Origin of the sequence: Sphingomonas azotifigens NBRC 15497 (assembly GCF_002091475.1) — a bacterium.
Lineage (GTDB): Bacteria > Pseudomonadota > Alphaproteobacteria > Sphingomonadales > Sphingomonadaceae > Sphingomonas > Sphingomonas azotifigens.
Map to the genome: position 1 here is coordinate 1 of NZ_BCTR01000147.1, position 897 is coordinate 897.

At 66.3% G+C, this 897-nt stretch carries 1 protein-coding gene; it reads left to right on the plus strand.

Features of this window, described 5'->3' with window-relative positions; all coding sequences use genetic code 11:
* Positions 1-79 precede the first annotated feature (79 nt).
* Positions 80-897: S1/P1 nuclease (locus SAZ01S_RS23330; protein ID WP_139810230.1), on the plus strand; the 818-nt coding region annotated here is incomplete at its 3' end.

Below are 897 nucleotides of genomic sequence, written 5' to 3' on the forward strand. Positions count from 1 at the left end.
CTCTTGGTCACGGGGATCAGGCCAAAGCCGCGGCATGGCCCACCTTTTCACCCGAAGGGCGGCATGGCAGAGCGGCGGCATGCACCGTCTCCTCACCGTCCTTCCGCTTGCCCTTTGCGTTCCAGCGCCCGCTTACGCCTGGGGAAATGAAGGGCATGAAGCAATCGCGCTCATCGCGCGGACCTACCTGACCGTCACTGCCCGCGCGCAGGTCGATGCCATTCTCGCCAGCGACAGCGACGCGCTTACCGAATCCAACATGGCGGCACGCGCCACCTGGGCGGATGTGTGGCGCGGTTCCCACCGCTTCACCGCATCCTGGCACTTCGCCGACATCGAACTCGAGGGGGGCAGCCTTGATGCGGCATGCTTCGGTTTTCCACCCCGTCATGGCCTCGCCAGCGAGGGGCCTGCGCAGGACTGCGTGGTCGCCAAGATCGAGCAGTTCACCCGCGAACTCCGCGACCCCGCGACGTCCGACGCCGAGCGCCGCCTCGCCCTCAAGTTCGTACTCCACTTCGTCGGAGATGTGCACCAGCCGTTGCACGCCGCCGATCATCAGGATCGCGGCGGCAACTGTGTCCGCATCACGCTGGGCGGCACGCGAACGGTCAACCTCCACAGTTACTGGGACACGGTCGTCGTTGGGGAGATCGCCCCAGACGCCCAGACGCTCGCCATGACACTGCGGGGACGAATAACACCAGCACAGGTCGCGACCTGGAGCATCGGGTCGCCGCGCGACTGGGCACGCGAGTCCTTCGCGCTGGCAAAGTCTGCGGCCTATACGCTCGGCTCGCCTGCCGGCTGCGATCAGGACGCTGCGCCGATACCGCTGCCGAATGGCTATGATGCCCAAGCGCGCGCTATCGCCGCCGTCCAAATCGAAAAGGCTGG